Raw genomic sequence first — 24,433 nt, 5'->3', positions numbered from 1 at the left:
AAAACGTTCCTAATTATCAATCTAGCATTAAATAAGTGTAAAAAATGCCTCTATTCACTCATTTTTCATGCGTATGTATGTACATTTGTTAATTTATTCGATATATTATGTGTATTGAATGATTACGAAAAGCTTATAGGTCGCTAAAAAACACCTTATATTTTTATATCCATGAAAACTACAAAATGTATGAAATCCATTTGTCAAATGAATTTAATGCGGAAGGAGGTTTGTGGTTACTTCATTAGGGTATAATAATCAGTTTTGAACTGATAAAAATATAGGAGGCGACATAATGTTTCGTACGATTTCAAATTTCATGAGAGTAGCTGAGATAAGAAACAAAATTCTTTTTACACTAGCGATGCTAATTGTATTTCGAATTGGCACGTTTATTCCAGTTCCTCATACTAACGCAGAGGTATTAAAAGTACAAGATCAAGCTAACGTTTTAGGTATGCTAAACGTATTTGGCGGAGGAGCACTGCAACACTTCTCAATCTTTGCTGTAGGTATTACACCATATATTACAGCTTCCATCATAGTACAGTTACTACAAATGGACGTTATACCTAAATTTTCAGAATGGGCAAAGCAAGGGGAAATGGGCCGTAAGAAATCAGCTCAATTTACTCGATACTTTACAATCATTCTCGCATTCATACAATCCATTGGGATGTCTTATGGTTTTAATAATATAGCAGGTGGACAATTAATTACAGATCAAAGCTGGACTACATACTTATTTATTGCGACAGTTTTAACTGCCGGTACTGCATTTTTACTTTGGTTAGGTGAACAAATTACTGCTAAAGGTGTTGGTAATGGTATCTCTATGATTATCTTCGCCGGACTTGTTGCAGCGATTCCAAATGTTGCAAATCAAATTTATTTACAACAATTCCAAAACGCAGGCGATCAGTTATTTATGCACATTGTAAAAATGGTTTTAATTGGTCTCGTTATTTTAGCAATAGTTGTTGGCGTTATTTACATCCAACAAGCTGTGCGTAAAATACCAATTCAATATGCAAAAGCAGTTTCAGGAAACAATAATCCATATCAAGGAGCAAAAAACACTCATTTACCTCTTAAAGTAAATAGTGCTGGTGTAATTCCAGTTATCTTTGCTTCCGCATTTTTAATGACGCCGCGTACAATTGCGCAGCTATTCCCTGATTCAAGCGTATCAAAATGGTTAATTACGAATCTTGATTTCGCACATCCAATCGGAATGATCCTTTATGTTGGTCTTATCGTTGCTTTCACTTACTTCTATGCATTTGTTCAAGTAAACCCTGAACAAATGGCTGAGAATTTGAAAAAGCAAAACGGATATGTTCCAGGTATTCGTCCAGGTAAAACAACAGAACAATATGTAACTAAAATTTTATACCGACTAACATTTATCGGTGCAATTTTCTTAGGTGCAATTTCAATATTACCGCTCCTATTCACAAAAATTGCTACGTTACCACCTTCTGCACAAATTGGTGGTACAAGCTTACTGATCATCGTTGGTGTAGCGTTAGAAACGATGAAAACGTTAGAAACTCAACTTGTGAAACGTCATTATAAAGGGTTTATAAAAAAAGCGAATTAAGTAAAAAACACAGTTGGTTATTTTTCCAACTGTGTTTTTGATTCTAATGCCTCTAATTTCCCCACTAATATATCAATTCACATTTCCTAATAAATTGTTTTGAATTCCTTCTGTACAGAAGAAAATCAATTATTTTGCACGTTATAAGCATGCGATGTAGCAATGGTTTTTAATTGTATATAAAACCTAATGTTGCACTTTTTCTCAATAATTTCAGTACGGTACTTGAAATTATATTCCCTTCTAAACTAACTTTTGTATTTCTAATCCATGTCATAAATGATTTTTCTACTATTTTAGGCCGTAATACTTTCTTTACTTATCCCAAATAGTAATTCAATCTTTATGAACATGACAGCCCTGTAAATTACAGGGCTGTTGCTTTATCCAACTACATTTCCTTCTCAAATAATCTTCCTTGTTTGAAATAAGTTCGGAGTGTGGAACGATTAGCTAAAAATACACCAATCAATATGAAACAAGCACCTATTCCCATAGTAGGATTCAAAGGTTCTCCTAAAATGATATATCCCACAATTATTGCAATTAACGGTGAAACATATAACCACGTTGATGGAAACACTGGATTTGTTTTTGATAAAAGCCAATAATATAAACCATGCCCACCGATTGACCCGATAAATACGAGATACAAAATAGGCCATTGTACACTCCATGATGTTAATATAGCTACATTTGGCTGTTCCACTATGACAGATACGATTAGTAATAAACCCCCTCCATAAAACATTTGAATACCATTAATGAGAAATGGTGAGACATTTGATAAATCCGAGAGTATTTTTTTTGAGTGAATAGAGCCTATTCCGTAAAATAACTCTCCTATTACTAAAACAATACAAGCAATACCCCATATGAAACTTACTTCTTGATGCATTCCTTGTAAAGAAACAAAGATAACACCAATTAGTGCGATAACTAAAGCAACGAGTTGTTCCTTTTGTAATTTTGTTTTATTTCTCTTAGCTTGTAATAACAAAATCATCATTGGACCTGTAGCAGAAAGAACAGCAGCTAATCCCGAAGAAATATATTGTTCAGCCCAGTACAAAGTTGCAAATGTCATGAACGTTAAACAAAATCCAGCATACATAATACGTTTTGAAAATACATGTGGTGTAATCTCTTTTCGCTTTAGCTTAAATATAATCATAAGGATGACGCCTGCTAAAAAGAAACGAATTCCTGCTGCAAACAATGGTGGTGCTCCTGCTTCAATTCCAACCTTTATCGTTAAAAATGTTGTCCCGAAGATGATACATACTAAAATATAATTGAAAATGACCATTTTACTTCCCCCTTTTTACTCTTAAAATGAGTATAGAGGGTATGGTGTATAACAGTGTATCAGTGCATATAACAGTTACTTCAAGTTGTAGTTGATTCCCTATATATTTTTCGCTTTAATAAAAATAAAAAGAAAAAAAGGTGAAGCTATGAAAATTGTACTACGCAAAGAATCCAACATTCCGTATTATCAACAAATATATATGCAGATTGTTGAAAGAGTACAAAATGGCATGCTTGCACATGGTGACTCCCTTCCATCTTTACGTTCCATGGCTGAAGATTTACAGATCAGCCTATTAACTGTTCGTAAAGCGTATAAGCAATTAGAAACGAAAGACTATATACGCATTAAGCAAGGGAAAGGCGCTTATATACATAAACATGTAAAGAAAGATTTCAAACCAATTCCGTTTAAATGGCAACAAACGAAAACGATTAATGTTATGCGATCTCAATATGCAATGAATCAGCACCGGAAATATTATGATTTTTCACAAGCGATTTTATATCCTCGTTTATTGCCAAATCCGTTTTTAGCAGACGAAATGCATAAAATACTAAATAAAGATCAGATGATCCTAGCAACTTATGGACCAATTCAAGGTGATTATGAACTGCGAGTTGAAATAGCAAATTATTTAAATGAACACCAGCAATTACTGACAGACCCATCTCAATTATTAATTACAAGCGGAGCACAACAAGGAATTGATTTAATTGCTCAAACATTATTAAAGTCTGGCGATATCGTATTAGTGGAAAGTCCATGTTATGGTGCTGCGCTTGATGTTTTTGTCAATAAAGGTGTTCAAATCATTCCGGTTTCTCTTGATAAACATGGAATTCGTTCAGACTTAATCGATGATATTTGTCAAAGTAAAAATCCTGTTTTATTGTATACGAATCCAACTTTCCAAAACCCTACGGGGACAGTAATGAGTAAAGAACGGAGAATGGAACTTATAGAACTAGCAGAGCTATATGAGTTTTTTATAATTGAGGATGATTCTTTCGGAGAAATATATTTTGAGGGCGCTACTGTTCCCCCTCCGATCAAAAATTTTGATACGCATGGCCATGTAATATATATAAAAGGATTTAGTAAAACGTTAGCACCAGGATTGCGAATCGCTGCACTTATAGCCGAAGGGCCTATTTTTGAATGGCTATATGCTGTAAAAGGTTCAATGGATATCGGTAGCCCTTTATTAACACAAAAAGCACTTCTACCTTTTTTACGTGCAGAACGTATGAAAAATCATTTAGAAAAATTACGTACAGCTTTACAAATTAGACGTGATATAACGATTGATATGTTATTACCACTTAAAGAAATACACTTTGAAATACCAAATGGTGGCTTTAATTTATGGATTACACTTCCTGATTCGATAGAACCCTTTCCCTTATTACAAACGGCAAATGAAGTAGATGTCTCTTTTTTACCAGGAACAGCTTGTCTATTAAATCCCGAAACAAATAATAATCAATTAAGAATTAGCTATTCGATGTTAAATGAAAAAGATATGGTAATTGGATTAGAGAGATTACATGATACAATGCGAAAGTTTATGCTATAAAAGCAAATACCCCAAAATATTTTGGGGTATTAAATTCTGACGCGTTCTAATTGCTTTTTATTAAATACAACTCACCATATAAATAATATTTTCATTATCATTCCATTTTAATTACAATCTTACCTCTAACATGCTGACTTTCACTCAATATGTGGGCTTCTCTAATCCCTTTCTCACTAAACGGTACTACTTTACTTATAATTGGTTTTATTTTTCCGTATAAAATTAAGTTTGATAATACTTCTAATTGCTTTCCGTTTGGTTTTAGCCATAAAAACCCTGATTTTATCCCTTTTACTTTTTGAATTGGTTCATGGACAATCGAAACTAAAACACCACCAGGCTTTATAATTTGAAAACTTTTTTCTTGTACTTCCCCACCTATTGTATCTAATACAATATCAAAATTTGATAGTAGTTCTTCAAATTTATCTTTTTTATAATCAATAACAAGATCTGCTCCTAAAGACTTTAAAAACTCTTCATTCTTACTACTCGCAGTTGTCGCAACAAAAGCTCCAAATGATTTTGCAATTTGGATTGCCAAACTTCCAACTCCACCAGCTCCAGCGTGAACGAGTACTCGGTCATGTTCTTTTATTTCTGCATAATCTACAAGACTTTGCCACGCTGTAAGCCCTGCAAGAGGAATAGAAGCTGCCTCTTCAAAACTTAGATTTGTAGGCATATAGGATACTAAGTCCGATTTTACTGTAATGAATTCAGCATAAGAGCCCTGCCCTATATTTTCAGGTTTCGTATACACCCTATCTCCTATTTTGAAACACTCTACCTCTTCCCCAACTTCTTCAATAACTCCAGCTACATCTAACCCTAAAATAATCGGAAATGAAAACTGTAACTGTTTTTGTAAGTCTCCCTTTCTAATTTTCCAATCAACAGGATTAATAGATGTTGCGAAAATCCGAATTAATACCTCGTTACCTTTAACAACCGGTTTTAAAACTTGTCTTTCTTGTAATTCTTCAACACTACCGTATTGCTCAATAACAATTGCTTTCATTTCCTCTCCTCCTTGCTGTTTATTTTAATAACATACAAATATTTCTCAAAATTTTTTGCTTTGAATTATCATAAACTTATTTTTGGGGGTAATTACGTAAGAAGCATTATGCATTCCAAAACGAAACTTACACACAGCTAAGAATCATTCAAAATTGTATTTTTAATTAAATTCAAAAGAAATGGAGAGAACGCTATGACTGAAAAAATATTTAAAATAAACGGGATTGATATATGTACAGAAAGCTTTGGGAACCCTAAAAATCCAACTATTTTATTAATTATGGGTGCTACGTGCTCAATGGTTTATTGGGATGAAGAGTTTTGTGAACGGTTGGCGAACACAGGGAAATTTGTTATTCGTTTTGATAACCGTGATGTGGGACGCTCTATCGCATATGAACCTGGAACTTCTAATTATTCCGTTACGGATATGGCTGAAGATGCGATTGGGGTACTAGATGCGTATCATATTGATAAAGCACATCTATTTGGTATGTCATTAGGTGGTATGATTGCTCAAATTGCCGCTGTAAAACACCCTGAAAGAATATTAACGTTAACTTTACTAGCTACAAGTGTAATAGGATCTGATAACAACACTCGTGATTTACCCCCAATGGATGAAAGAATTTTAACACATCACGTAAATGGTAAAAATATAGATTGGACAAATCAAAATGCTGTAGCAGAGTATTTAGTCTCAGGCTCTCGTCTACTTTGCGGATCAAAACGAATCTTTGATGAAAATAGGGTTTATAAACAAGTAAAACAAGAAATAGAACGTGCTAACAATCTATTGAGTATGTTTAATCACGCTTTACTTCAAGGTGATGATGCTTATGAAGGTATACTCCACTTCATACAAGCACCCACATTAGTCATTCACGGAACAGATGATACAGCACTCCCATTTGAACATGGTCTGGCGCTAATTGATGCAATTCCAAAATCAGTACTATTAACTCTTGAAGGCGCGGGACATGAAAATCATCCTGATGACTGGGAGGACATAGTGCAAGCAGTTATAGAACATACATCAAAAATATAGATAGAACCAATAAATAGAAGGGGCACATCTAGTGCTCCTTCTATTTATTGGCTATACACAAACAAAAGCCCATCACTGCATCCGTATGTATAGTGATGGGCACTTCATTAATTTTTCTATGTTTAAAAAAAAGGACAATCTAATTGATCAACAGAATCCCATGATTTTTTTTTTGTACTTTCGGTGGATTTATTTACTTCCAGTGGTATGTTTTTAAAAGGATTTACTTCAATCTTTAATAGTGATGTTGGCTCTATATATAATGAGAAAACATGGCTACTTGGTATAGTTTTTGACACATCAATATCTCCTACTTGTTTAAATAATTGCTGTGCTGCAAAGAAAAAGAAATTAGTTGGGTTTGATTGTTTATTCAGCCACGCAAGCATTTCAGGTGATACTGATTTATGAATATTGATTTTTACTCGATCACCACGTTTATATCGCCTAGATCGCATGTTTCCACCAACTAACTTATCGTTAAGTTTGTAAATCCTAACTCTTTTTGTTTATGTTCTCTATACTTTGGCGAACAAGTGTAGACTAATAATCCTCTTGCATTTGTAAATAATGGATTATCTACAAAGATTACATTCGTTAAACGTCCTTTTTGTTTTAAAATCATTTTCAAGCTATTTTTAATGATAACTGCGCCCCCACCATAAATAAACACGTATGGATCGTCTTTCATATCATCAATTTTGTTTATAATATCCGTTGCGACACGCGCTGCTAAACCTAATAATGCTGGTTGTGACTCTTCAACTAATAACGCATTTCTTGGATGCTTTTCATTTAAATAAATTTGGTTAAACTCTGTAATGCTATCAATCGTCTTTGTTGGATACTTCCGGTTCCATCTCGTAATTACTTGTAGTAATGTTTCTTTCACACCGTATGATAAGCCTTTACTTAGTTGCGGTCGAAAGTTTACACCTAGTGAAACTACTTCTTCTGTCGTCCCTGCGCCAATATCAAAAGATAATAGTGTTTTATCAACAAAATCAATTTCTGAAACTTGATTCGGTTCACATTCTATTTTATGTTTCACAACATTTCCTTCTTCATCATATACAATGCCCCACGTCCCAGAAGCGCCCTCAGGTAGGCATTTACAATATTCGATAGAAATATTAATTGTCACATCACGTCCGTTTGGATAATGGAACACAACTTTATGGTTACCCATATAACGTTTTGCATTTTCCGCAGCTATTTCTTGCGTAATAAGTTGCATAGGAAGAGCAACAGATAAATCATATCGAATGTTAATATGACTAGAAGTTGGACTTTGACGCATAGCACTTACCGCTAAACCTGATAGTATTGTAATAACCATTAACTCATCCGTCGACTTATTCGATTTTTTCTCAACCTCAGTACCTTTTAATTGATCTTGAATGACTTTTTCTCCAACGATATACCTCACGTTATTTAACATTAACGATGGAGAACTAATGGTCACGTCAATGTGATTTTCTAATTCAGATAATGAAACATCTCCCTCATCTAACAATCCTGTAGGCTCTCCTATATATAAAGAATATATACTCGGAATAAAAATAGGATCTTGCCCTTTCACCATTAACTTCAAACCGTTATTTCCTGCATCAGCACCAGCTTTTAAAAGAATAGACATAACTACCCCCTAAATTAATCTGACATCCCTTCCAAATATATGCGAGCCCATTCTTTTACATTCAAATGTAATGTAATTTTTTATTTATCTTTAAAACAAAATATCATATTCTCGCCCTTTATGTAAAAAGTATTTGACATAGAACTTTTCCAATTTTATACTATTAGTGTAAAGAGTTTTTTACAACTATGGAGGTGTCATTTCTAAATTGAAGCATAAAAAATTTATTTTCATGATTATCGTTTTTTCATTAATCGGAGTCCTCATACATGGCGCATATAAATATGTAACAGAAGGTTCGATTTTGGGAGGAACAATATTCGCTTTTTCGTTAATACTTGGTAATTTAATTAATCAAATTACTTGGGGAGATCCAAATGGAGTATCGGAAGAAAGCCAAGATGAAATGGGACAGCAAATCAAATATAAAAGCTTTAAAATTGCTTATTTTGTACTTATATGCCTTATGTTTTTTATTTTAATATTATCAGAAGGATTTGCATTCCTATTACTTGATGAAATAAAGAATCTACCTCTTTTTATCGCACTTTGCTCTTCATTCTTTATTTATCCTATTGTCGAACTTATAGTCGCAAAACAATATAAATAAAAAGATGAGATTTTCTTTATACAGAAAATCTCATCTTTTTATATTTACATCGCCTCAACCATCGCTTTTAATTTATTCACAGTCCGCCAATTTCTTACTGTAGCTAGTATATGTAACTTCTGCAACTGGTTCATTAATTTAGAATTCCGAATGCTATTTTTGAAAAATAAGTACACAGCTTTTTCATGTATATAACAATCTTCAGTCTCATTTTTTTGAATAAGCAACTGATCTTGTTCTTTTTCAGAAAGTTCATTCGCTAAGAAAGCAACGTGTAGACTTTCTCCCTCTAGCAATGAATGAGCTTCATAAGGACACCTTTTTATAATATTTATAAATTCATCATATGTTCTTAGCATGACTGGAACATCGAAATCGAAAACGTTTTTAATTTCAGATTGTATTCGTCCCTTTAGAAAGTCTATATCTTCCTCTGATTCGAATACGATATTACCGCTTTGTATATATGTTTTTACTTGTTTTAATCCTATTGATTCAAACACTTTTTTCAAATCAGCCATTTTAATTACTTTATGTCCACCTACATTGATTCCCCTTAGTAGTGCGATATAGATTGTCATATCATTACCCCTTACATTTAAATGGACTTAACAATTTCATTTTATACACATATATTTTACACCGAAAGTGATTATAATAAAAAAACTTACTACATGATTATTCAAGAGCAAGTTTTCATCTCATTATTTCATTATAGGTAAATGCATTATGATTTGTTGGCCAATGGGGCCCATTCTTCTTAAACCTTTATCTTGGAAGCCAACTTTTTCATATAAATTTTGTGCTGGAATATTCCTTTCATTCACAGCAAGTACAACTTCATTTTTTATTGGGAAATAGTGTTTTACAAACTCTGCTAATAGTAACAATGACTTTTTAGCGTATCCTTTCCTTTGACGATTGTGATTTATAGAAAAGGATGTTAAAAGTAAAGCATTCTCATTATTTGTAAATTCCTGTACTCTATCTCCCGTTTGTAATGCGAAAACACCTACAGGTACCCTGTTGTAATCTAAAATAACAATCACATTTTTCGTGCGATCATTTTTGGCTTTCTCCAGTAATTCACCTGGATCGGATGTAAATTGAACTTGTTCACTTGGTAAAGTAAATGATTGTATTCTTTCTTTATATTGCTCTTTATATGGAACTAATTGAATTTCCCCTGTATGTATGTTCATGCTAAACTCTCCTGTTTTTTATCTTTTTAACTTAAACCTTGTTGTGATTTAGAATGTACTATTCCATCTAGAAATGTAATTTCAACAATTGATTTAGGACTGCTTCCCTTCCAAGCAAAAATTTGTTTAATTTGTGCAGAATCTTCTACTCCTTCTTCTATGAGTAAATCCCCTTCATAACCGATTAAATCCTTCACTTCCATATAAGTCATTCCTTCATTTATTTTCGTGAAATGGTTTATATTTATAGATTCTTTCTGCTGAATTTCCGTCACAGTAGAAGAAGTAGCTGTTTGCTGTTTCACTTCTTTCGTCTGTTCACACGCTGTCATACTGAAACTGAGGCATAAACTACATAATATCAATGCACTTTTTTTCATCATAACAGTTGTCCCTCCCATACATAATTAAACCATATATTCCCTTATAAATAAACTGAATATTTAATAATAAGTAAAATAAGCCTCGCACAATGTAGTACGAGGCTCATTTTACTTATTTAAGTGATTATTCGATTGGTCATCTTGTTCTTTTCTCAATTCTTTCTCTTCATCTTTAGGTAATTGTTTATCATTATCTTTAATTGGATTCGTTTCTCGATTTTCAATCATGTCATTTGGAACTTGTGGCATTACTCGGCCAACAATTGCTGCTAACTCATCAAGTATACCTTCGCCTGTTTTTCCTTTTTTAATTTGCTTTCCAATTTGTTTCAGTCTTTCATACGTATCAACATCTGCTACAACGACTGCATTCGCACCATCTGGATCGTTTTTTAAACTTTCTGCAACAGAGTACTTAATTGACTCCACTCGAGTTCGGTCTAGTTTCGCTTTTACGTCAATACCTACAATAGCATATTTCCCAACTACTACTGCTGTCGCATCATTCACACCAGGCACGCTTGCAGCTAACGATGCTAAATGATCTGCTGCTTTTTCATTTGGCTTATTTGATTTATTTGTATAATTAACATTTTTCATTGAGACATTTTTTTGTTCTGGTTTTTCGTTTGGATTATCTTTTTTTCCGATACTACATCCAGTAATAACGAAACAGAGCATCAATATATATATTAGGGTTTTCACTATTTTCACCACTTTACTATTAAAGTTTAATCATAAATTTTTTCAACAGCTTGCATTTTTTTCACTTTTTCCTCTGCACCGTTATTAGCATTAATGAAAATTTGGTACGTGTCTTTTCCTAAAGTACCAACAAATTCATAGCAAAGCACTTCATTATGCAAATCGTTTACTACCATTGCTTTTCGCTCTTCCATTACCTTTACATCAGGATTGATTTTCTTTCTTGCTTCTGCTGCAGTTAGCTTTGCCGAAGGGATTGTTCGTTTTTGATGTGATGCTAAATATTCTTTCGCCGAAAATCCAACGATAGAACCGTCATCTAAAGCAATTTTCATTTGGATTGCTTCTGGATAAATACGTACGTCGTTCTCATTTACTACATACGTAAACACACCGATATTGTCGTACTGAGAACTATCATACAGCTCCATATTTTTAAACTTATGATCTTTCAAAAATGTCAATCCTTTACTTCCTGCGTCATTTAAACTGATTTTTTGCTCTTTAATTTCTCGATTATTCATTACCCAAATTGGATATCCACCTTTACCTGTAATATCCATATAATACTCATTATTTGTTGCCGGATCTTTAATTTTCACACTGTAGAAAGACTCTTTTGCACCTTTTCCACTTTTCTCAACATCGACTTTTTCGTTTCCTTTCAAATTCAAAAACGATTTTGCAATTTTGGCAGCCTCATCTTTCGAAATTGCTTTCCCTTCTGCTTCAAATCCACCTTTTTTATTTTTTTGTGCACTTGTAAAGGTCGGTCCGAAGTTTGTAGAAGAATATGATGTTACGTTTTTCTCTACAGTTTTCAATCCATCAATAATTGTGTTATCTGCTGGATCTCGGTTTGATGCCAGCGCCATTTCTACATCCATCCAACGTAAATTGTTTTTCAAAACAAGATGTTGTACTTTTCTTAGTTCATCTTGTATATTTCCTGCATTCGAATATAAAGTTTGTAACGTTTTATATTCTTGATTATTTAACGGTTCTTTTTCTAAATCACGAATGGCTGCACGGTAACTAAAATCACCGATATTCGCTAAAAATTCTTCTGTTTTATTAAATGGCATTAATGTTAAAGGAAGTTGTCCTACATCTGAACGAGCCTCAGATGTTAAACGCCACACATCCGCTAATGCAGGTGATAAAGATGAACGCGAATTCATCGCAAGTGTTGTGCCAATTTTATCGTGTAATAAATCAACTTCATACGCTAAATCATGAAACGCACGTTGATAACTATTTTCCGCTCGAATTAATACTGCATTCTTCTCTTGGTGTTCTTTATAACCCCAATATCCTGTTCCTACTACACCGACTGTTAATAATACAATGATAATACCTCGTAACATGTTGCCACCTCCGCTCTATTTACAGAAAATATGTTTACCGATCTTTTTAATTTGTGGACGAGTCCAAATCCATTTACTTGTTGCGGTATCCGGATTGAAATAATATAATGCGTTTCCTGTTGGATCCCATCCGTTAATCGCATCGAGTACAGCTTTTTTCGCTGTTTCATTTGGTGTTAAATATATTTGCCCATCTGCTACCGCAGTGAACGCTCTTGGCTCAAAGATTACACCCGAAACGGTATTTGGAAATGATGCGCTTGTAACACGATTCAAAATAACCGCAGCTACTGCAACTTGTCCTAAGTACGGCTCACCACGAGATTCTCCATATACTGCGTTTGCCATAAGTTGAATATCATTTTGAGAATAACCATTTGGAACATTCGTCCCTTTATTTTGTGGTGGTTTATTTTCTTGTGCAGTACCACCACTATTTCCTTTATTCGTTGTAGTACCCTTATTAGCAGTTGACTTGTCATACTTCGTTGCCTTTACAAGCATTTGCTTCGTTTTCGTCCCTGCTAAACCATCAACTGGCAATCCGAATTTTTGTTGAAAATTTCGCAGTGCCCAATATGTACCCCATCCGAAAACACCATCCACTTTTCCTGTATAAAATCCGTTATATTTCAAACGAGACTGCAGTTCAATGACATCTTCGCCAGATGCCCCTCTTTGAATGACTTGATTAGAAAAGGCTTCTACATTTTTTAGTTGTATACTACTAACCATCAAAGATAGTCCTATGAATGCAAGTAAAACTGCTATTTTAAAAATAGCTTTTTGACGCATAATTTTCCCTCCTTAATTACGGTAATGATTTCTTGGTTATGTTTTGTAAAAGCCTCGCTTTTATGTAAAGAAGACAAAAAAATCCAAACTAATATCGTTGAAAAAATATGTAAACAATATACAAAAAGAATAAAAGGAGTTCATCATGAAGAAATTGTTAAAGCGTGTCGCACTCGTCATTCTGTTCATAACAACATGTTCAAATATATATACCGGCTCATCAATTGTTCATGCGCAGCCACCTTATGCGAAATGGGGTAAACTTGCTGTAGAAAAGACGAAAGAACAATACCCAAAAGCAGAAATTGTCGATTATCTTCATATAGGTAGAAAACCAAAAACCGTTCAAGTAACAGTTGAAAAATTTAAATTGTGGCTACGGGAAGATGGAAAAGAATACGGTGTTTTTGTTGATGTAGAGTTTGATACGAAGACAGAGAAATTTATAAAGATGTCGTTCCAGAAGACAAGTAGATAAAATGAAAGAACCCCACTGTTTACATTTTTAACAGTGGGGTTCTTTCATTTCTAAAATTCATTTTTAAAATTTCGATTCCCTAAAAATCTTACCAATATACAAATAGCACCAATCACAACTGCTATCCCGATACTGTATAAAAATACTCTACCATATCCACCTATTCTCGGATCTAAAAACGGATAAGGGTACCAATTCACAAGTGGACCACGCATTAAGCTATATACAACGTAAAAACACGGGAATAAGAGCCAACTTGCAGTTTGTTTCCAAGTGATTTTCTTACTCTAGGTGGATTTAGAATCCAATCTAAAAGCATTGCAATTGGCATGATATAATGTAGCACCGTATTTACCCATGGTATTGCAGTTTGAAGTGATTCTTCTAAACCTCTTAATAATAAAAAATAAATGAGTCCAGTCGTAAGTATGTATACAGTTGCCGCACCACGAAGTATACCAAACTGTTCTGAACGACCAAATGTGGCTGTTCCAATACTACTTAAAAGGAGAATGCATGCAACTAAAATATTACTTTCAATTGTAAAGAAACTAAAGAAATTAACTGGATTAAACGGTTTCACTTGTGCCCTTATTAGAAATTGCGTAATAAGGGCGCTAAATGCTAAAAGGCTTAAACATAGTCTAAATAAAGATAACGTTTTTACACCTTTCATACATTCTCTCCTCTCCTTATATAAACTTATAATTCTCTTGTACATGCTCAATAAATAACTTTAATGGAACGAGCCCACGTTTAGGCATATGACTACTTATTATAGCTACGACTTCTAACTGCGGCATGATAACGATGTATTGCCCGCCATATCCCATAGCAAAGTACATACAATACGGTATGTGAAATCTTTCGTTATTCAATACCCACCAGTGATATCCATATGCCCCGACATGTTCATACGTTTCAAATAGAGCCGTACTTGATTCTTCTAACCATTTCGATGATACGATTTGATTCCCCTGCCAATATCCATTCTGTAAACACAATATTCCTAACTTTAATAAATCTTTAGATTTCATTTTCATACCGAAGCCACCGACATGTACTCCTTGTGGATCTTGTTGCCACTCATATTCGGTAATTTCTAATGGATCAAATAAATATCTTTTCGCAAACTGCTCTGTCGTCATTCCAGTAGCTTTTTGGATAATGTAACTAAGTAAATGCGAAGAACCAGAGTTATAATTCATTTTTGTAGTAGGCTCTTCAATTATTGGCTTTGCTAATATGTACTGAATCCAGTTCTCTGATTCAACAAAATCATTTGGGAAAACGACCCCATTCCCAAACTCCTTCCAGTCTTCTCCTGTTGTCATCGTTAATAAATGATAAATTGTTAATTCACTTTTTTCTTTTGGTACATTTAGAATCCATTTTGTTATTGGTGTATGTATATCATTTATATATTCTTTATCTATTGCAATACCTATTAATATAGATACAATGCTTTTTGTAATCGAATTTATTTTATATAAATTACTTGCACTTTCTATCGTTTTATAATATTCATTTGTTAGCTCACCTTTTTGATAAACGAGAAATGTATTTACTTTTTTCTTTTCAAATTTATTTTCTAGTTGCTTGAAATCCAAAACTTTACCTCCAATTAAATAGTTACTTGATTTATTATATCTTGTAGGTTTAATTAAAACATACTTGTGTTCAAATAAAAAAATAAACCTGTCAGTTTTAGCTGACAGGTTTATTTCGATAATTTCGTACGAACATTCCAAAGCTCTGGGAAGAACTGTTGATCAAGTACTCGTTTTAAATATGATACACCAGAAGAGCCACCTGTTCCCATTTTATGTCCGATAATTCGTTCTACCGTTTTCATATGACGGAAACGCCATTGTTGTAGCCAGTCTTCAATATCGATTAATTTTTCAGCAAGCTGATATAGATTCCAATATTTCTTCACGTCCGCATATACTTCTATCCAAGCTGCTTCTACAGTTGCATCTTCTTCGTAAGGCTGCGTAATATCACGATTTAACACATCTTTATGAATTGGGAATCCTTCTTTTACAAGTGCTTGAATTGCCACATCATATAAACTTGGTGCATGTAGCGCTTTATGAAGGCGAGCATGTAATTCTGGATCCTTTTCATAAATTTTTAATGCATGTGGTGTTTTATAACCAAGTGCATACTCAATCATTCGGTATTGATACGATTGAAAACCTGAAGCTTGACCGAGCGAGTCACGAAACTCAATGTACTCTGATGGCGTTAATGTGGCCAGAATATCCCAAGATTGAATAATTTGAGACTGAATTTTTGAGACACGTGCTAACATTTTAAATGCTGGTTGTAATTTATCTTGCTTAATTGATTCAATTGCTGCGTTTAACTCATGTAAAATAAGCTTCATCCAAAGTTCACTTGCTTGGTGAATTACGATGAACAACATTTCATCATGGTGGTCTGATAACCTCTTTTGAGAAGATAGTAAACTATCTAATTGTAAATACTCCCCATACGTCATATTCTCTTTAAAGTCCGTATGAATTCCTTTTTCCATAATTACCTTTTCGTTTTCTTTCATATTAGCCAAACGCCCCTTTATATATATTTCTACTTATATTGGTCTAATAACTGCTCGAACTGGACTTCCATCTGCATCTGTTAAGGCAAGTGGTAATGCGATTAGTTCGTAATCGCCATCTGCTACATGATCTAGTACGACATTTTCTAAAATATGAATACCGTGTTTAAATAATTGATGATGCGCTGCTAATTCTTTATCATCTAATGGATCAACTGATGGTACGTCCACGCCGATTAAACGTATACCTTTCTTTGAAAGAAACGGTGCTATATCTGCACGTAAATGCGGAATTACATCTGGGAATTCATTAGCTTTACCATGTGAAGATGTGCGTAACAACAATCGTTCTACTCCTTCTAAATGAAAGTTTTCTAGTTCCTTTTTCCCGATGCTTTCAAGATTAGAAACGTCAATAATCCGCGCAGGTCCGACGTAAACTTGAATATCTAAATCTATTACTTTCTTTCCCTCATTATCAAAATGAAATGGCGCGTCAATATGAGTACCTGTATGAATACTCATCGTTAGCTTTCCGACATTTACTGAGCCACTCTCTTCTTTCGACCATGAAACTTCATATGAGAAGGGTGTATCTCCTGGCCAAGTTGCAATATCATTACTTAGCGGTTGTGAAATGTCAATCCACTCTGATGTTTTCATGCTTATGCCACAACCTCTCGCTTATTTTCAAACTGCTTATACTCTTCATTTTTCATTATTTTCTTTAATATTTGTACAGATTTCCATACTTCTTCGTATGTGTTATATAAAGCGACTGGCGCGAGTCTTACTCCATTAGGTGCTCTGAAATCAGGAATAACCCCATTTGCTTTTAACGCTTTACATATGCGTGCTGCTTCTGCATGCTCTAAATAAATATGTCCACCTCGTTTTTCATCCTCTAATGGATTTCCAATTGTAAATCCGAAATCTTTTAATTCATGCTCAATTAAATCAAGCATGTATCTTGTAATATGTAAGGATTTTTCACGTAAACGTTCTATACCAGCATCTTTAAATATTTCAAGTGAACCGATTAAAGGTGCAGTACTTAATACGTGCGGTGTACCAATTTGATACGCACCTGCATGATCAGCAGCTGTTAATGTATGTTCCATATCAAACTGCTTATCTTTTCTAGAGCTAAACCATCCAGATAATCCTGGAAGTCTATTAAAATGTTTATTATTTATATAAAGGCCTCCAACACCACCAGGTCCTGCATTTAAATATTTATAATTACACCATACAGCGAAATCAACATCCCACTCTTTGAAATGATGTGGAATAGATCCAATTGAATGACATAAATCAAATCCAATATGAATGCCTCGTTTATGAGCTTCCGCTGTTAAACGTTTCATATCAAGAATTTGACCACTTCTATATAAAACAGAAGGTAATAAAATTAAAGCGATATCGTCTTCCATTGCCTGGATAATATCTTCTTCCGATAATGTTCTACCATCTCGGCTTTTCACTCGTACTAAATGTTCATCTGGATCTAATCCTTTTAAACGAATTTGACTCTGAAGCGCATAAATATCTGATGGGAATGTTAATTCATCAGCAAGAATTTTTGTACGTATTCCTTTCGGCTCATAGAAAGTTGCGATTACTTGATGAATGTTCGTTGTCGTGGAACCGGTTACAATCGTTTCTTCTGGTAAAGCTCCAATAAGTGGCGCCGTTAGTTCACCTAATTTCTCCGAAAGGAAAAACCACGGATGTTCTCCTTCTGTCCACCCATCAATGCCATACTCTTTCCATGAATCTAGTAAAGTAAGTAATGACTTCTCTGCCCTTTTTGAAAGCAGACCTAATGAGTTTCCATCTAAATATATCGTTCCTTCTTTTTTATAGAATTCAGTTTGAAAATCTTTCAGTTCATCATGTTTATCACATTCAAGCGCAAATTCATAAGTTGGTTGAAATGGTTCTTTATACATGGTGTCACCTTCTTTTAATTTTCTTTTTATTCTAACTAATTGAAATATATCACCTTAATTGATACAACGTCAATGATATTATGTCAGTTGACATTATATGTGAACTTCTTTTACAATACAATTATATTTTCAGACATTTCAGTATAAAGAGGTGATTCTTTGAAAAACTCTACACTTTCAACAAGAAAACACCGCTCCTTAGAAACAAAAAAGAAACTATTACACTCTAGTTACACTATTTTTATTAATAACGGATTTCAGAAAACAACCATTACGCAAATTATTAAACATGCAGAAACTGGTTATGGAACGGCATATGTATACTTCAAAAACAAAGATGATCTCCTCATCGTTTTAATGGAAGATGTCATGAATCAATTTTATGATATTGCTGAGCGCTCTTTTTCTCCTCAAACAAAAGAAGAAGCACGTAATATGATTCAAAATCAAGTTAGAGCATTCCTCCAACTAGCAGAGAAAGAACGGGCTATTTTACAAGTTGTAGAAGAAGCGATCGGGTTATCAAAAGAGATACGTCAAAAATGGGATGAGATTAGGGAACGTTTTATAAACGGTATTACGCAGGATATTACATACTCTCAAGAAAGTGGATTAGCACAGCCTGAATTAAATAAAGAAATTGTAGCGCGTGCTTGGTTTGCTATGAATGAGATGTTTCTTTGGACGATTGTGCAAAATAACAAAGAGGTAGAACTAGAAGAAATAGTATATACGTTAACTGAAATGTATACGACAGGGTTGTATGCATAGCACACCTTTAATAAGTAAGGTGTGCTATTTTACATCTATAAAAATATATTATCTGGGTATGGTAGTGCTAAAGGAGGCTTTTCAGATAATGAGAAATATTATAGTTTTAAGGATTCACCCTCTATCGATTTTAACTCGCCACTGAAATCTTCAAAAAACAAACCGCTACTCAGCATATTGAGTAACGGTTTCATCTCATTTCACATTAAATTAAAGCTTCATCTTTATGGTACGCAGCTTCTACACATGCTACTAAGCGTTCAAGTTCTTCTCCATACATTTCACGTGATACCCATTCTGTTAACTTATGAACAATCTTATAGTAAAAATTACTCGGTTCAAATTCTGAAATGAGTGTAAGTACTGTACCTTCATCAGATTCTTCTAAAAGATAAGTTGTGGCCCCATAACCTTGCTTCATTTCACTACCAACGGAAACAAGATGAGGTGCAGCATATTCTAATATTTCTGCTTCAACTTCAAATATTTTCTTCCCAATTTTTTGAACAGAAATATATGTATCCCCCGCACGAGGGTTTTCTAAATCAATATTTGTAGGATAACGATTTTCAACTATAAACGTATTCCATTCTTTTATTTTTTCCTCTTTATCTATATAGTCAAACACCATTTCAATTGGTGCGTCAATTACTACTTCTAATGCAAAACTCATTAAGCTTCTCCTCTCAAATACCCTATATATGTCTAACTCATTATGTCATATTTTACATAGTGAAATACAAGTGTTATTTGAAATTTTATTAAGGCATTATTATAGAGAAGAAAAATAAAAGAATACTATTTTTTAAACAATTCATTTCGAATCTTTTACACTCTTTAAAAGGTCTTCATGACGAAATTGTATCGAGTGTAATACTGTTCGTGGAAAACTTTCATGTCAAAAAATTCCCTAGCCAATATTACTATGTATTTCATTATCCTTTAATCTCATTCAGTCTACTTACAATTCCAATTATAAATTTATATTCAATCCTCCTCTTCTTAACCTTCTTAAACCCTTCTTTCGTATCAAAAATTAAACACGTTTTCCGAAACCACATTCGTACATATAAAGACTCAAAATAAATAGGTTTTATAATTCCTCGTTCTTCAAATTCAGTTCCATCTTTATTTTCGGTTTCTGTTCGAACAAACCACTTATTTCCGATGCCAATTTCAATATACTTCACATAAGTCCTCCTTCCGGAAATTATTTTCTAACTATTCTATTATTTCCCCGGTAAGCGCATATTCCGACAGAACATGAGCCCACAAAGAAAAAGTAGATTACAAAAATCTACTTTATAGCTTATATTTTTGCATTCGTTTATAAAATGTACTTCGAGGTACATCTAAAAGTTTTGCAGCTAACGAAACATTTCCATTCGTCTTTTCTAACGCTTCAATCATGCTATCACGCTGTATTTTTTCACGGAAATTCAATGTGTTCTCTGCTTTATTTTCTGCTTGCAATTCAAGTTGATGTTGATTTCCCATCATTGTTTGTAATAAAAAAGAGATTTGTTTTTCGCATATTTCCCGTCCTTGCGACAAAATGTAAATGCGTTCTAATACATTTAATAATTCTCGAATATTCCCTGGCCATGTATGCTGAGAAAATTGATTACAAATACTCTTTGGAAATACAACATTCCAATTCTTTCGTTCGCAAAAATGTTTTATGAAGTACGGAATATCCTCTTTTCTTTCTATTAACGATGGAACATATAAGGGATAAACATGTAAACGATAATATAAATCTTGACGGAATTTCCCTTCTTCTACTAATCGCAGTAAATCTTTATGTGTCGCAGTAATAATACGAATATTTACTGGTACCTCTTTTGAACTGCCAATTGGAGTTACTGTTCGCTCTTGTAAAACACGCAATAATGCTACTTGCATCTCTGGCGGCACTTCACCAATTTCATCTAAAAATATTGTTCCTCCGTCTGCTTGTTCGAATTTCCCTTTATATCCTTGGCGCCGCGCACCTGTAAACGCACCTTCAGCATAACCGAATAATTCACTTTCCATTAATTCTTTCGGTAATGAACCGCAGTTAACAGCTATAAAAGGGCCATTTTTTCTTGGACTATTTTCATGAATCGCTCTTGCAACATATTCTTTCCCTACACCTGTTTCACCACAAACATATACACTAGCGTCAGTTGGTGATACAAGCTTAATTTCTTCTAAAGTATGTTGAAATGCACCGCTCGTCCCAATAACTCCAGGGAAAGTAATTCCGTTTATAAATGAGGAAGTATAGAGTGAATTTTCTTGTTTATTTTCCTTTAAATAAATACATTTCCCAATCATTCTGTTATTACTGTATACTGGTACTTCTAACTTAGATTTCAATCCATTGTGCATTAAATCTTCAAGTTTCATTCGTGACCAATTACATACTCGTTCACGAATTCTCTTGCTCGCAGAAACGATAATATCACGATGATTACAAATAACAACTTGTTCATCACTGTCAATTACATCTAAAAAACGATGGATTAAATGAAGTTCATTTTGATGCACTCGAATACTACATTCACGTTCAATCGCATGTGCAATCGAAGTTACCATCCCGAGCATATATGGATGCGAAAACTCAATCGGACAAGAAAAATCTAAAACGCCTATTAATTTCCCATCATCATTATGAATGGGAGCGGCCGCACAGCTCCAGCTATGAGATGCGACAGAATAATGCTCTGTACCACTTATCATAATAGCCTCTTCAATTTCTAAGGCTGTTCCGATCGCATTTGTGCCAACAGCTGCTTCCGTCCATTTTACACCTTCAATAAAATTAATATGTTTCGCTCGTTTCAGCGTTTGCTGATTTCCACTTAACGATAAAACGTAACCGTCTGGATCAATTAATAATGCCATCATTTGCAGTTCATCAATGGTTTTTCTCATATTTTGTATTTGAGGTATTGCTATATCTAGGAAGATTTCACTCTTTTTCTTTTGGTCTTGAAAAATATTAGTAGACAAAATTTTCTGACCTTTATTCATATGAGGATTCACATTTGCTTGTTTACATCGATGCCATGACTCTGAAATTCTTTCGTTTATACGGTTTGAATCAAGGACTCCTTCATCAACAAACTTTCTCCATGTATGTAAGTAAAACGGTGAAGCTAACATTGTATCATCTCCCTTTTAATTGTTTTGGAGATTTATAAAACATACTTTTATTATAAAACTGAATAAAAGCGTTTTCAATAAAACTAGAAAGACGACACAAATATGTTAATAATTTGAATATCTTAATGCGCTTCTTTGTTCTTTTTTAGTAACACTATATTTTGTATAATGGATGCAAAGAAAATACATAACCAAACCCACTTTTGCGGAGTATCATTTATTAAGAAAACTATCACCGCTATTGCAAATAAAATAGTGGATACTAAACTAAAATATAATTTTGTTTTAATTCCCATTATCCCTCACCCCTCTATCACTTTATAGTACATACTAACTCTTCATTTTTCACCTCTACTATGTACTCCTTTAAAACATATTCTTTCCCGCCATATTTTTCATACCAATCATGTATTCTTTTAACATGTTTCTCGTCACTTCTAATTTTTGATTCAATTTCTTTATACTGTTCATAATTATTATATTCCCATATGGCAAATATTTCAGTTGTACCATCATTATTATCTTTCATCCAGCGTCCTATTAGCCTAGCGCCATGCTTTAACTGATTAGGTAAGTTCGTGTTAGTAAAATGCTCGTTAAATATTTCTGTAAATTCATTCTTTACTATATAGTACTTCCTTCTATAAAACATACATTATCACCTCTTTTATGAACAGACTGAAATACATCTCCCCATTACTACCGTATTATAATACTTCCCATCTGACAGTCTTTTATCATTTTTCAAAATGCCTTCTACTTCAAAACCTAACTTTTGATAAAGCTGAATGGCTTTTTCGTTTGTCTCTAATACTTGTAATGATATCTTTTTAATCTCATTTTCATCAGCCCAATAAATAGATTGTTGCAATAGACTCTTACCCATTCCATATCCCCAAAACTCTTTTAAAATACAAACGCCAAATTCTACTTTATGAGATAATCTCTTTAGATTTGACCCTTCACATCTTGAAAATCCAACGATTCGATTGTGCACTTCTGCAACTAAAAACAAATTCTTTGTCTCTTCACTATCTGTTTTTATTATTTTTTGAAACCCTATCTTATCTATAAATCCCTCTCCAGCTTCTCTATCCATATTTTCAGTTTCGCCATCGATCTGAACTCTAATCTTCGATAATTGCTCAGCATCTGTTTCAGCTGCAGAACGAATCGTATAAGCTAATCCATTTATATGAAACTCTCGTCTTTTTATAATCATTTCAAACTCCTTTTAAATGCAGTCTATTGATGCTATTACAATTTCTTTACCTTGTTTCTCAAATTCTTGAATCGTTTCTTTATTAGCGTCTCCATCTGTTATTATAAGGTCAATTTCTATCAGTGACTCTCCTTTTATAAAGCAGTCTATTCCGAATTTAGTATGAGGAGCTAAACAAATGTTTCTTCTAGCAATCTTACTTACTGTTTTACTAAAATAAGCAACTTCCGGCGTTGCAGTACTTATACCATTCAATGAAATGCCGCCACTTGTAGAAAAATACAGATCAATTGAGAATTGACTTATCAATTCTGAGGCAAGTGTATCTGTCATATTTCCTGATGGTTTCACCTTTCCTCCAATTAAATACGTATCAATGTTCTTATATTCCCGTAACGTACTAGCAATTTCTATAGAATTTGTAACAACTGTAAATGATGTTTCAGGTAAATACTTTAACATCGCATAATGAATAGATGCCCCGCCAATAAAAACGGAATCTCCTTCTTGTATGAATGATGCAGCAACTTTCGCAATCGCTCCTTCATCTAGTGAACTATCACGATAACGTTTTGATGGTTCGGCAGCTAAATTCCTTACTCTAGCAAGTTCGATTGCACCTCCATGTGTTCTTTTTAACAAGCCATCCTTCTCCATAATAGACAAATCTCTTCTTATAGAATCAATAGACATATCGAAAATTTCCGCAAGATCTTTAGCAATTACCCTTCCATCTTTCTTAAGTAACTCTAAAATTTTCCCTCTACGCTCTTCGGTAAACATGTTCACACCTCCGTTATTGAAGATTCAGAAAATTAATCTTTATTTTCATTATATGCATACTTTTTCTGTTTTACAATATTTTCAATTCTTATTCTTTCAGCTTTGTACAGGTTTTCTCCTTCTTTCTATCCCATTACATTCAACACCGAATAAATATATATTTGTATATTCTATTAAAATACTTCCACTTACCTCCTTGTTGATGTAAAATTATTCCTATGTTTTACTTTTTAACACAG

At 33.6% G+C, this 24,433-nt stretch carries 26 protein-coding genes and 2 pseudogenes; 6 read left to right on the top strand and 22 right to left on the bottom strand.

The features are described from left to right. The first annotated feature begins 295 nt into the window (after window positions 1-295). A complete protein-coding gene (gene secY / locus BAQ48_RS17090; protein WP_071712048.1) occupies window positions 296-1,603 on the top strand; it encodes a preprotein translocase subunit SecY in 1,308 nt (435 codons plus the stop codon). A gap of 391 nt (window positions 1,604-1,994) precedes the next feature. On the opposite strand, the gene BAQ48_RS17085 is transcribed toward secY, so the two are convergent. Then, complete coding sequence (locus BAQ48_RS17085; protein WP_071712046.1) at window positions 1,995-2,912, bottom strand: DMT family transporter; 918 nt, start codon at window positions 2,910-2,912, stop codon at window positions 1,995-1,997. Window positions 2,913-3,060: 148 nt separating this feature from the next. On the opposite strand from BAQ48_RS17085, the gene pdxR reads away from it, so the two are divergent. Then, window positions 3,061-4,494, top strand: coding sequence for a MocR-like pyridoxine biosynthesis transcription factor PdxR (pdxR, locus tag BAQ48_RS17080; RefSeq protein ID WP_071712044.1), 1,434 nt, complete (start codon window positions 3,061-3,063; stop codon window positions 4,492-4,494). A gap of 97 nt (window positions 4,495-4,591) precedes the next feature. Here the strand turns inward: pdxR and BAQ48_RS17075 are convergent, their stop codons facing one another. Then, window positions 4,592-5,518, bottom strand: a complete 927-nt coding sequence (locus tag BAQ48_RS17075; protein WP_071712042.1) for an NADP-dependent oxidoreductase — start codon at window positions 5,516-5,518, stop codon at window positions 4,592-4,594. Window positions 5,519-5,713: 195 nt separating this feature from the next. Here BAQ48_RS17075 and mleBCA point away from each other — a divergent pair, with 195 nt between their 5' ends. Further along, entirely contained in the window at window positions 5,714-6,568 is an 855-nt protein-coding gene (gene mleBCA, locus BAQ48_RS17070; RefSeq protein ID WP_071712040.1) for a BCA family alpha/beta fold macrolide esterase, read from the top strand. A gap of 122 nt (window positions 6,569-6,690) precedes the next feature. Here the strand turns inward: mleBCA and BAQ48_RS17065 are convergent, their stop codons facing one another. Continuing rightward, window positions 6,691-7,026: a hypothetical protein gene (locus tag BAQ48_RS17065; protein ID WP_071712039.1), complete on the bottom strand. Its 336-nt coding sequence runs from the start codon at window positions 7,024-7,026 to the stop codon at window positions 6,691-6,693. An 11-nt stretch (window positions 7,027-7,037) separates the two neighbouring features. Then, window positions 7,038-8,207: a ParM/StbA family protein gene (locus tag BAQ48_RS17060; RefSeq protein WP_071712037.1), complete on the bottom strand. Its 1,170-nt coding sequence runs from the start codon at window positions 8,205-8,207 to the stop codon at window positions 7,038-7,040. 208 nt (window positions 8,208-8,415) lie between these two features. Here BAQ48_RS17060 and BAQ48_RS17055 point away from each other — a divergent pair, with 208 nt between their 5' ends. Beyond that, the gene (locus tag BAQ48_RS17055; RefSeq protein WP_084064764.1) at window positions 8,416-8,817 is read left to right on the top strand and encodes a hypothetical protein; all 402 of its coding nucleotides are present in this window, start codon (window positions 8,416-8,418) and stop codon (window positions 8,815-8,817) included. Window positions 8,818-8,861: 44 nt separating this feature from the next. Here the strand turns inward: BAQ48_RS17055 and BAQ48_RS17050 are convergent, their stop codons facing one another. The 6 genes from BAQ48_RS17050 to sleB all read right to left on the bottom strand — a co-directional run bounded on the left by BAQ48_RS17050 (window position 8,862) and on the right by sleB (window position 13,269). Continuing rightward, entirely contained in the window at window positions 8,862-9,398 is a 537-nt protein-coding gene (locus BAQ48_RS17050) for a DUF1697 domain-containing protein (protein ID WP_071712035.1), read from the bottom strand. Window positions 9,399-9,521: 123 nt separating this feature from the next. Then, complete coding sequence (locus tag BAQ48_RS17045) at window positions 9,522-10,019, bottom strand: GNAT family N-acetyltransferase (RefSeq protein ID WP_071712034.1); 498 nt, start codon at window positions 10,017-10,019, stop codon at window positions 9,522-9,524. Window positions 10,020-10,045: 26 nt separating this feature from the next. Next, window positions 10,046-10,402, bottom strand: coding sequence for a hypothetical protein (locus BAQ48_RS17040; RefSeq protein ID WP_071712032.1), 357 nt, complete (start codon window positions 10,400-10,402; stop codon window positions 10,046-10,048). Window positions 10,403-10,510: 108 nt separating this feature from the next. Then, window positions 10,511-11,107 carry a YhcN/YlaJ family sporulation lipoprotein gene (locus BAQ48_RS17035; RefSeq protein ID WP_071712031.1) on the bottom strand — a complete coding sequence of 199 codons (597 nt, stop codon included), beginning with the start codon at window positions 11,105-11,107 and terminating at the stop codon, window positions 10,511-10,513. A 26-nt stretch (window positions 11,108-11,133) separates the two neighbouring features. Beyond that, window positions 11,134-12,474, bottom strand: coding sequence for a germination protein YpeB (ypeB, locus tag BAQ48_RS17030; RefSeq protein WP_071712030.1), 1,341 nt, complete (start codon window positions 12,472-12,474; stop codon window positions 11,134-11,136). Between the two features lie 15 nt (window positions 12,475-12,489). Beyond that, window positions 12,490-13,269, bottom strand: a complete 780-nt coding sequence (gene sleB / locus BAQ48_RS17025) for a spore cortex-lytic enzyme (protein WP_001249057.1) — start codon at window positions 13,267-13,269, stop codon at window positions 12,490-12,492. 145 nt (window positions 13,270-13,414) lie between these two features. On the opposite strand from sleB, the gene BAQ48_RS17020 reads away from it, so the two are divergent. Beyond that, window positions 13,415-13,747, top strand: a complete 333-nt coding sequence (locus BAQ48_RS17020; RefSeq protein WP_071712029.1) for a YqzG/YhdC family protein — start codon at window positions 13,415-13,417, stop codon at window positions 13,745-13,747. Window positions 13,748-13,797: 50 nt separating this feature from the next. On the opposite strand, the pseudogene BAQ48_RS17015 reads toward BAQ48_RS17020, so the two are convergent. From BAQ48_RS17015 to kynU, 5 genes and pseudogenes are all read right to left on the bottom strand, one after another. After that, window positions 13,798-14,423, bottom strand: a pseudogene (locus BAQ48_RS17015) (Pr6Pr family membrane protein). 16 nt (window positions 14,424-14,439) lie between these two features. Further along, entirely contained in the window at window positions 14,440-15,357 is a 918-nt protein-coding gene (locus BAQ48_RS17010; RefSeq protein WP_071712028.1) for a serine hydrolase domain-containing protein, read from the bottom strand. Between the two features lie 110 nt (window positions 15,358-15,467). Further along, entirely contained in the window at window positions 15,468-16,313 is an 846-nt protein-coding gene (gene kynA / locus BAQ48_RS17005) for a tryptophan 2,3-dioxygenase (protein WP_071712027.1), read from the bottom strand. Between the two features lie 33 nt (window positions 16,314-16,346). After that, window positions 16,347-16,976 (bottom strand): arylformamidase, encoded by a 630-nt coding sequence (gene kynB, locus BAQ48_RS17000; protein WP_071712026.1) that lies wholly within the window; start codon window positions 16,974-16,976, stop codon window positions 16,347-16,349. A 2-nt stretch (window positions 16,977-16,978) separates the two neighbouring features. Next, window positions 16,979-18,265 carry a kynureninase gene (gene kynU / locus BAQ48_RS16995; protein WP_071712025.1) on the bottom strand — a complete coding sequence of 429 codons (1,287 nt, stop codon included), beginning with the start codon at window positions 18,263-18,265 and terminating at the stop codon, window positions 16,979-16,981. A 159-nt stretch (window positions 18,266-18,424) separates the two neighbouring features. Between kynU and BAQ48_RS16990 the strand changes: the two genes are divergently transcribed. Further along, window positions 18,425-19,036, top strand: a complete 612-nt coding sequence (locus BAQ48_RS16990) for a TetR/AcrR family transcriptional regulator (RefSeq protein WP_071712024.1) — start codon at window positions 18,425-18,427, stop codon at window positions 19,034-19,036. Window positions 19,037-19,071: 35 nt separating this feature from the next. On the opposite strand, the pseudogene BAQ48_RS27145 reads toward BAQ48_RS16990, so the two are convergent. The 7 genes and pseudogenes from BAQ48_RS27145 to BAQ48_RS16960 form a co-directional block, all read right to left on the bottom strand. Beyond that, window positions 19,072-19,179, bottom strand: a pseudogene (locus BAQ48_RS27145) (NUDIX hydrolase); the annotation flags it as partial. 62 nt (window positions 19,180-19,241) lie between these two features. Next, a complete protein-coding gene (locus BAQ48_RS16985) occupies window positions 19,242-19,709 on the bottom strand; it encodes an SRPBCC family protein (RefSeq protein ID WP_071712023.1) in 468 nt (155 codons plus the stop codon). Window positions 19,710-19,971: 262 nt separating this feature from the next. Then, complete coding sequence (locus BAQ48_RS16980; RefSeq protein ID WP_071712022.1) at window positions 19,972-20,226, bottom strand: DUF3977 family protein; 255 nt, start codon at window positions 20,224-20,226, stop codon at window positions 19,972-19,974. A 112-nt stretch (window positions 20,227-20,338) separates the two neighbouring features. Further along, window positions 20,339-22,189, bottom strand: coding sequence for a sigma-54-dependent Fis family transcriptional regulator (locus BAQ48_RS16975; protein WP_071712021.1), 1,851 nt, complete (start codon window positions 22,187-22,189; stop codon window positions 20,339-20,341). A gap of 313 nt (window positions 22,190-22,502) precedes the next feature. After that, window positions 22,503-22,841, bottom strand: coding sequence for an NIPSNAP family protein (locus BAQ48_RS16970; protein ID WP_071712020.1), 339 nt, complete (start codon window positions 22,839-22,841; stop codon window positions 22,503-22,505). Window positions 22,842-22,856: 15 nt separating this feature from the next. Further along, entirely contained in the window at window positions 22,857-23,411 is a 555-nt protein-coding gene (locus tag BAQ48_RS16965) for a GNAT family N-acetyltransferase (protein ID WP_071712019.1), read from the bottom strand. 12 nt (window positions 23,412-23,423) lie between these two features. Continuing rightward, window positions 23,424-24,194 (bottom strand): DeoR/GlpR family DNA-binding transcription regulator, encoded by a 771-nt coding sequence (locus BAQ48_RS16960; RefSeq protein ID WP_071712018.1) that lies wholly within the window; start codon window positions 24,192-24,194, stop codon window positions 23,424-23,426. Window positions 24,195-24,433: the final 239 nt, after the last annotated feature.

It is taken from the genome of Bacillus luti (assembly GCF_001884105.1).
Classification (GTDB): Bacteria; Bacillota; Bacilli; order Bacillales; family Bacillaceae_G; genus Bacillus_A; species Bacillus_A luti.
Note: the sequence above shows the minus strand (reverse complement) of the source record. Positions and strands in the feature narration are given on the sequence as shown.

Coding starts and splice junctions, on each gene's coding strand:
- secY (WP_071712048.1), top strand. CDS start 296: ATGTTTCGTACGATTTCAAATTTCATGAGAGTAGCTGAGATAAGAAAC.
- BAQ48_RS17085 (WP_071712046.1), bottom strand. CDS start 2,912: ATGGTCATTTTCAATTATATTTTAGTATGTATCATCTTCGGGACAACA.
- pdxR (WP_071712044.1), top strand. CDS start 3,061: ATGAAAATTGTACTACGCAAAGAATCCAACATTCCGTATTATCAACAA.
- BAQ48_RS17075 (WP_071712042.1), bottom strand. CDS start 5,518: ATGAAAGCAATTGTTATTGAGCAATACGGTAGTGTTGAAGAATTACAA.
- mleBCA (WP_071712040.1), top strand. CDS start 5,714: ATGACTGAAAAAATATTTAAAATAAACGGGATTGATATATGTACAGAA.
- BAQ48_RS17065 (WP_071712039.1), bottom strand. CDS start 7,026: ATGCGATCTAGGCGATATAAACGTGGTGATCGAGTAAAAATCAATATT.
- BAQ48_RS17060 (WP_071712037.1), bottom strand. CDS start 8,207: ATGTCTATTCTTTTAAAAGCTGGTGCTGATGCAGGAAATAACGGTTTG.
- BAQ48_RS17050 (WP_071712035.1), bottom strand. CDS start 9,398: ATGACAATCTATATCGCACTACTAAGGGGAATCAATGTAGGTGGACAT.
- BAQ48_RS17045 (WP_071712034.1), bottom strand. CDS start 10,019: ATGAACATACATACAGGGGAAATTCAATTAGTTCCATATAAAGAGCAA.
- BAQ48_RS17040 (WP_071712032.1), bottom strand. CDS start 10,402: ATGATGAAAAAAAGTGCATTGATATTATGTAGTTTATGCCTCAGTTTC.
- ypeB (WP_071712030.1), bottom strand. CDS start 12,474: ATGTTACGAGGTATTATCATTGTATTATTAACAGTCGGTGTAGTAGGA.
- sleB (WP_001249057.1), bottom strand. CDS start 13,269: ATGCGTCAAAAAGCTATTTTTAAAATAGCAGTTTTACTTGCATTCATA.
- BAQ48_RS17020 (WP_071712029.1), top strand. CDS start 13,415: ATGAAGAAATTGTTAAAGCGTGTCGCACTCGTCATTCTGTTCATAACA.
- kynA (WP_071712027.1), bottom strand. CDS start 16,313: ATGAAAGAAAACGAAAAGGTAATTATGGAAAAAGGAATTCATACGGAC.
- kynB (WP_071712026.1), bottom strand. CDS start 16,976: ATGAAAACATCAGAGTGGATTGACATTTCACAACCGCTAAGTAATGAT.
- kynU (WP_071712025.1), bottom strand. CDS start 18,265: ATGTATAAAGAACCATTTCAACCAACTTATGAATTTGCGCTTGAATGT.
- BAQ48_RS16985 (WP_071712023.1), bottom strand. CDS start 19,709: ATGAGTTTTGCATTAGAAGTAGTAATTGACGCACCAATTGAAATGGTG.
- BAQ48_RS16975 (WP_071712021.1), bottom strand. CDS start 22,189: ATGTTAGCTTCACCGTTTTACTTACATACATGGAGAAAGTTTGTTGAT.
- BAQ48_RS16970 (WP_071712020.1), bottom strand. CDS start 22,841: ATGTTTTATAGAAGGAAGTACTATATAGTAAAGAATGAATTTACAGAA.
- BAQ48_RS16965 (WP_071712019.1), bottom strand. CDS start 23,411: ATGATTATAAAAAGACGAGAGTTTCATATAAATGGATTAGCTTATACG.
- BAQ48_RS16960 (WP_071712018.1), bottom strand. CDS start 24,194: ATGTTTACCGAAGAGCGTAGAGGGAAAATTTTAGAGTTACTTAAGAAA.